The organism is Hyphomicrobium sp. (assembly GCF_035572195.1).
Classification (GTDB): domain Bacteria; phylum Pseudomonadota; class Alphaproteobacteria; order Rhizobiales; family Hyphomicrobiaceae; genus Hyphomicrobium_B.
Genome location: NZ_DATNBA010000137.1, coordinates 23,024 through 29,023, shown reverse-complemented (window position 1 = coordinate 29,023; position 6,000 = coordinate 23,024). Strand labels below are relative to the sequence as shown.

General features: G+C 62.0%; 7 protein-coding genes. 2 read left to right on the top strand and 5 right to left on the bottom strand.

The annotated features are described in order from the left end of the window. Positions 1–123: 4-hydroxythreonine-4-phosphate dehydrogenase PdxA (locus tag VN623_RS11790; RefSeq protein ID WP_325571185.1), on the top strand; the 123-nt coding region annotated here is incomplete at its 5' end. Continuing rightward, positions 120–992 carry a 16S rRNA (adenine(1518)-N(6)/adenine(1519)-N(6))-dimethyltransferase RsmA gene (gene rsmA / locus VN623_RS11785; RefSeq protein WP_325571184.1) on the top strand — a complete coding sequence of 291 codons (873 nt, stop codon included), beginning with the start codon at positions 120–122 and terminating at the stop codon, positions 990–992. The genes VN623_RS11790 and rsmA, both read left to right, overlap by 4 nt. Here the strand turns inward: rsmA and gmk are convergent. From gmk to VN623_RS11760, 5 genes are all read right to left on the bottom strand, one after another. Beyond that, positions 989–1,663, bottom strand: coding sequence for a guanylate kinase (gene gmk, locus VN623_RS11780; RefSeq protein ID WP_325571183.1), 675 nt, complete (start codon positions 1,661–1,663; stop codon positions 989–991). The two genes, rsmA and gmk, sit on opposite strands and share 4 nt — an antisense overlap. Position 1,664: 1 nt before the next feature. After that, entirely contained in the window at positions 1,665–2,555 is an 891-nt protein-coding gene (locus VN623_RS11775) for a YicC/YloC family endoribonuclease (protein WP_325571182.1), read from the bottom strand. A gap of 96 nt (positions 2,556–2,651) precedes the next feature. Further along, the gene (gene mltG, locus VN623_RS11770; RefSeq protein WP_325571181.1) at positions 2,652–4,070 is read right to left on the bottom strand and encodes an endolytic transglycosylase MltG; all 1,419 of its coding nucleotides are present in this window, start codon (positions 4,068–4,070) and stop codon (positions 2,652–2,654) included. A gap of 147 nt (positions 4,071–4,217) precedes the next feature. Further along, positions 4,218–5,480 (bottom strand): beta-ketoacyl-ACP synthase II, encoded by a 1,263-nt coding sequence (fabF, locus tag VN623_RS11765; protein WP_325571180.1) that lies wholly within the window; start codon positions 5,478–5,480, stop codon positions 4,218–4,220. A gap of 120 nt (positions 5,481–5,600) precedes the next feature. After that, entirely contained in the window at positions 5,601–5,843 is a 243-nt protein-coding gene (locus VN623_RS11760) for an acyl carrier protein (protein ID WP_013215676.1), read from the bottom strand. Positions 5,844–6,000 lie beyond the last annotated feature (157 nt).

The following is a 6,000-nucleotide window of genomic DNA, read 5'->3' as shown; positions in this document are numbered from 1 at the left end:
CCCGATCATGGAACGGCATTCGGGATCGCGGGCAAAGGCATAGCCTCCGCGGCGAGTCTTATCGCGGCGTTGAAGCTCGCGGCAGACATGAGCGCACGCAGGTTTCGCGCGGCCACGGCATGAGCCCGACCGCCGGACCTGACGGCTTGCCGCCGCTGCGAGACATCATCGAGCGGCATGGCCTGAACGCCAAAAAATCATTGGGCCAGAATTTCCTGCTCGATCTCAATTTGACGCGCAAGATCGCCCGTCTCTCAGGTAACCTCGATCATCGCACGATCGTCGAGATCGGACCGGGCCCCGGTGGCTTGACGCGAGCGTTGCTGATGGAAGGCGCAAAGCGTGTCATCGCGGTGGAACGCGATGCGAGGTGCTTGCCGGCGCTCGAAGAAATCGCGGCGCATTATCCGGGTCGTTTGGCGGTGCATCCCGGCGATGCGCTCGAGGCTGATTGGCCGGCGCTTATCGCCGGTTCGGAGCCGGTGACGATTGCCGCCAACCTGCCTTACGGCATCGCCTCCCTGCTGCTTGTCCGCTGGCTCGAGACGGAGCCATGGCCGCCGTGGTTCGACCGCATGGTGTTGATGTTTCAGCGCGAGGTTGCAGATCGCATCGTTGCCGCGCCGCGCACGAAAGCCTATGGCCGCCTCTCGGTTCTTGCGCAGTGGCGGACGCGCGCCAAGGTCGTCATGTCGCTGCCGCCCGAAGCGTTCACGCCGGCGCCGAAAGTTGCGTCCGCCGTCGTCGAATTTACTCCGATTCCGATGCCGGAGCCGCAATGCCGGGTCTCGACGCTCGCTCGCGTTACGGCGTCGGCTTTCGGGCAGCGTCGAAAGATGCTGCGCTCGAGCCTCAAGCAATTGACTCCCATGCCAGAGCTTCTGTTGCGAGAAGCGGGAATCGCGCCGGAGCGACGGGCCGAAGAGCTGACGGTTTCGGAATTTGCTACTCTGGCGAGCATCGTCGAGCGCGGCGATCAAGCGTCCGCTTAAAGCACGGCCCGCATATCGCGCACGAACGCCGAAAGGCCGAGAAGGCGGGCGCGTTTGAGACGTTCCGCGGTCAGGATCGCCAGCGCCGAATTTACGCTCGTTTCGAGATCGCTGTTGACGATCACGTAGTCGTACTCAGGCCAGTGGCTGATTTCGGACGACGCAGCCGCCATGCGCCGCGCCACCGTTTCCGGCGAATCTTGTGCGCGCACCCTGAGCCGCTCCTCGAGCACGGGCCCCGAAGGCGGCAGCACGAACACGCGGACGACATCACCCGGCATTTTCTCCGACAGCTGCTGGGCGCCTTGCCAGTCGATGTCGAAGAGCACGTCCTTTCCGGCGAGGATTGCCGCCTCGACAGGGGCGCGCGGCGTGCCGTAGTGATTGTCGAACACGCGGGCCCATTCGAGCAGTTCGCCGCGTTCCTTCATGCTCTCAAACCCATCGGCATCGACAAAGCGATAGTCGACACCGTCGCGTTCGCCGGGGCGCGCCGGGCGCGTCGTTACCGAAACCGACATCGCGATGTTGCGATCGGCGGCGAGCAGGCGTCTTGCCAGCGTCGTCTTGCCGGCGCCCGAAGGCGAGGAGATGATGTAAAGCAGTCCGCGCCGCGCCATGTGGAGCTCTGCGTTGGCATCCGTCGTGCTGTCTGGTTGTTTTCTGGTCATGCTACTCGACGTTTTGCACTTGTTCGCGGAACTGGTCGATGACCGTTTTGAGTTGCAGGCCGAGCCGCGTGACGTCGACGGCGTTGGCCTTCGAACAGAGGGTGTTGGCCTCGCGGTTAAACTCCTGAGCAAGGAAGTCGAGCTTGCGTCCGACCGCACCCGGTTCATTCAAAATGTCGCGCGCTGCCCCAACATGTGACGCAAGCCTTTGCAGCTCTTCTTCGACATCGGCGCGGGTTGCGAGCAGCACCGCTTCCTGATGCAGCCGATCACCATCCAGCGCGGCCGTCGTATCGAGCAGCCGCGCGATGTTATCCTTGAGGCGGGCCAGGATCGCCTCCGGAGCCCGGGACGGTGAGGCTCTGACGTCGGCGGCGTAGCGTTCGATCTGCGTCAGCTGATCCTTAATGACATCGGCGAGGCGGGCTCCCTCGGCGCGCCGCGCCTCACTCAATTTTTCCAGCGCCGCCTCGAGGCTCTCGATTAGAGCTCGCTCGCGCTTCGTGCGCGCCTCTGCATCCTCCGGGCCTTGATCTGCAGTCTCAAGCACGCCTTTGATCATTAGAAGTTGCGCCGCATCGGGACGGGTTGCGCCACACAACGTGGAAATGCGGTCGACGACCTTGATGACCTCGGCCAGCACGGTCTCGTTCAAGCGGATCGCGCCGTTGGTTTGCTGCTTCTCGATCGCCAGCGCCACCGCGATATTGCCACGCGAGAAGCGTTTGGCGACAGCGTCCCGCGCCGGTATTTCGAGCGCCTCGTTGCCGGGCGGCAGACGCAAGCGAACGTCGAGGCCGCGTCCGTTGACGCTGCGCGCTTCCCAAGTCCACGTCAGGCCGTCGGCCGTGCCATCGGTGCGTGCAAACCCGGTCATGCTCGAAATGTTCATCAGGGAGGCTTCTCGTTGCGGGATTGTAGCGGCGCGCAACTTAACGGGTCGGAGGGTATCCGCCAACCGCCGATACGGCAGGCGACGTTTGCCGCACTATTGCTTTTTCGGTTTGCGGACCGGGAGGGGAACGTCAGTCGTGTTGGCGGGAAGCGCCGTAGCGGCCGGTTCTGAGCCCCCGGCTGTCGTGTCGCTATCGTCGCCGCTGCTCTCGGGGGTGGCTGTCGATGCTGCCTTGGCCGCCTTAGCGGCTTTTGAGCCCTTCGCTGGCTTCGTCGAACCGGCACTGGCCTTTTTGGCCGGAGCGTCGTTCGCATTCGTCGGTATCGGAGCCCGGTTGGCGTCGCTAGCGGCCTCGGCCGCATCCTGCTTTGCCTTCGCCTGCTTTTCGACGCCACGCCACTTCTGGACGGCTGAATTGTGCTCCTTCAGCGTCTCGGAAAACGCGTGACCTCCGCTGCCGTCAGCAACAAAGAACAGATCCGCGGTTTTGGCCGGATGCAACGCCGCTTGCAGAGCGGACTTGCCGGGATTGCAGATCGGGCCCGGCGGCAGGCCGTTGATCTGATACGTGTTGTATGGCGACTTCGCCTCGATGTCGGCCTTCGTGATGCCGCGGCCGAGCATCCCCTGCCCGCCGACGAGGCCGTAGATAATCGTCGGGTCCGACTGCAGCCGCATGCCCTTTTTCAACCGGTTATAGAAAACGGCGGCGACGCGGTCGCGCTCGTCGACGCGGCCGGTTTCCCTTTCGACGATTGACGCGAACGTCACCAGTTCTTCGGTTGATCTGAGCGGCAGATCGGCGTCTCGTCCCTCCCAAAGTTCGGCAAGCGTCTTCTGCATCGCCTCTTGCATGCGATCGATGATCTCCGCGCGCGAGGTACCTTTGGAGAAATAATACGTGTCGGGAAGAAGCGTGCCTTCCGCAGGAACACTCGAGATTTCGCCGCTCAAAGTGTGCTCGGCCTTCAGACGTTCGACGATCTGCTCGCTGGTCAGGCCTTCCGGCAGCGTCGCTTTGTAGAGAATGGATTTGCCGTCCTCGAGGGTCTCGATCACCTCACGCATCGAAGCGTGTTCCTTGATCTCATACTCGCCGGCCTTCAGGTCGCTGCTTTTCTTGGGACCAAAAAAGGCCTGCAGCAAATGCCCGCCGACGAAGGTCCATCTGTTTGTGATGACTCCTTCCTTCTCGAGTCGCTCGGCGATTGCGATGCGGCCTTCGCCTTTCGGTATGATGAGCGTGCGCTTAGCCTCCAGCGGCCCGGGGCTTTCGTACTGGTGGAAAATCGTGAAGGCCGTGGTGCCGAGTATCAGCATGCCGACCAGAGAGATCGTCAGCACGCCACTGATGATGCGAACGAAGCGCGCGAAAAACCGCGACGGCTCGCGGGCCTGAAGGCCGCGCGGACGACCAGGCGCACGCCCCGGCTCCAGGCGCTCGTTAGGGCTACGCGCTCCGGCGGTCCGCGAGGTTCTGGTCGCGTCCGAGCGTTTCCGGTACTGGCTCATGACTTCGCGAGTATCGTCCCTTGATGAAGTCGTCAGCAAGCCCAGAGCACAGCCCCGAGGCCCCTTGGCTCCATCACCCCCACCAGATGCCGACGCTCACTGTAAAATGTGGCAAAAACGCGAGCCGGGTAGGTCTCCCGGCAGGTATTAAGCAACGCGGCGGAGGACGAGACACGCGTTGGTGCCACCAAAGCCGAATGAATTCGACAGCGCGATGTTGATCTCGCGTTTCTTTGGTACGTGCGGGATGAGATCGATACCCGTTTCGACGGACGGGTTGTCGAGGTTAAGTGTCGGCGGCGCAACGTTATCACGCATGGCGAGGACCGAGAAAACCGCCTCAACGGCGCCCGCGGCGCCGAGCAGATGTCCGATGGCCGACTTCGTCGACGACATCGCGAGCTTGCCCGTGCTGTTACCGAACAGCCGTTCGACAGCCTTGAGCTCGATTTCATCACCCATCGGCGTCGAGGTGCCATGCGCGTTGATGTAGTCGATTTCGCTCGGTGCAACGCCGGCACGCGCCAGAGCCGCCTTCATGCACCGGTAAGCGCCGTCGCCATCCTCGGCAGGTGCCGTGATGTGAAAGGCGTCGGCTGACATGCCATACCCGATCACCTCGGCGTAGATTTTGGCGCCGCGGGCTTTCGCATGTTCGTAGCTTTCGAGCACGACGACGCCTGCGCCTTCGCCCATCACGAACCCGTCGCGATCTTTGTCATAGGGTCGCGACGCCTTCGTCGGGTCGTCGTTGAACCCGGTCGAGAGTGCGCGGCACGCCGCAAACCCAGCCATCGCTATCCTGCAAATCGGGCTTTCCGTTCCACCCGCGACCATCACGTCGGCATCGTCGAGCGCGATGATCCGCGCGGCATCACCGATCGCGTGCGTACCCGTGGCACAGGCCGTGACGACGGCGTTGTTCGGCCCCCTAAGATTGTGTTTGATCGAGACGTGGCCGCCCGCAAGATTAATAAGCCGCCCCGGAATGAAAAACGGAGAGACGCGGCGCGGACCTTTTTCCTTCAAAAGGATCGAGGTGTCGGCGATACCGGAAAGGCCGCCAATGCCGGAGCCGATCAAGACGCCGGCGCGCTCCTGCGCTTCCGCCGTTTCGAATTTCAGGCCCGAGTCTGCAACCGCCTGGTCGGCAGCCGCGACGGCATAAATGATGAAGTCGTCGACCTTGCGCTGCTCTTTCGGCTCCATCCAATCGTCGGCATTAAATTTGCCGTCGGCGGTGGCACCACGCGGAATGAAGTTCGCAATCTGGCATGTGATGTCGGAAACTTCGAATTCTTCGACGCGCCGGGCGCCACTCTGTCCGGCGAGCAGATTGGACCATGCGGCTTCGACACCGCAGCCGACGGGAGTGACGAGACCCATTCCTGTGATGACGACACGGCGCATGAGCTGCTTCTTATGTGCGGTTGATTCAAGGCGCATGAAAGGGGCCGGTTACCCAGCCCCTTGTGATCTTATCCGATAGGCGCCTCTGGCACGTCGGATAAAAGCGAACGAAGGACGCCCTCAAGCCGCGCTGGCGTTCTTTTCAAGAAACTTCACTGCGTCACCCACCGTGAGAATATGCTCCGCGGCATCGTCGGGTATCTCGCAACCAAATTCTTCCTCGAATGCCATCACGAGTTCGACAGTATCCAAGCTATCGGCGCCCAGATCATCGATAAAGCTGGCGTTGTCCGTGACCTTATCGGCCTCGACGCCAAGATGCTCCACGACAATTTTCTTCACGCGCTCTGCGACATCGCTCATCGTCAATCCTCGTGTCTTTCTAATTTAGGCGAGCTGTTGCAGCTTGCCTTTTCGCCCTGCAGAACCCGCATTCCAGAATTTGAACTTACGAGAAGTGTAGCCCGCTCGGATAGGGGCTCACACCCGTTTCGACTTCTTTTTCCAGTTTGACCTAGCG

Bases quoted from the DNA above. Each gene is read 5' to 3' on its own strand.
- mltG (WP_325571181.1), bottom strand. From the start codon at position 4,070: ATGAGCCAGTACCGGAAACGCTCGGACGCGACCAGAACCTCGCGGACC.
- rsmA (WP_325571184.1), top strand. From the start codon at position 120: ATGAGCCCGACCGCCGGACCTGACGGCTTGCCGCCGCTGCGAGACATC.
- gmk (WP_325571183.1), bottom strand. From the start codon at position 1,663: ATGACCAGAAAACAACCAGACAGCACGACGGATGCCAACGCAGAGCTC.
- VN623_RS11775 (WP_325571182.1), bottom strand. From the start codon at position 2,555: ATGAACATTTCGAGCATGACCGGGTTTGCACGCACCGATGGCACGGCC.
- fabF (WP_325571180.1), bottom strand. From the start codon at position 5,480: ATGCGCCGTGTCGTCATCACAGGAATGGGTCTCGTCACTCCCGTCGGC.
- VN623_RS11760 (WP_013215676.1), bottom strand. From the start codon at position 5,843: ATGAGCGATGTCGCAGAGCGCGTGAAGAAAATTGTCGTGGAGCATCTT.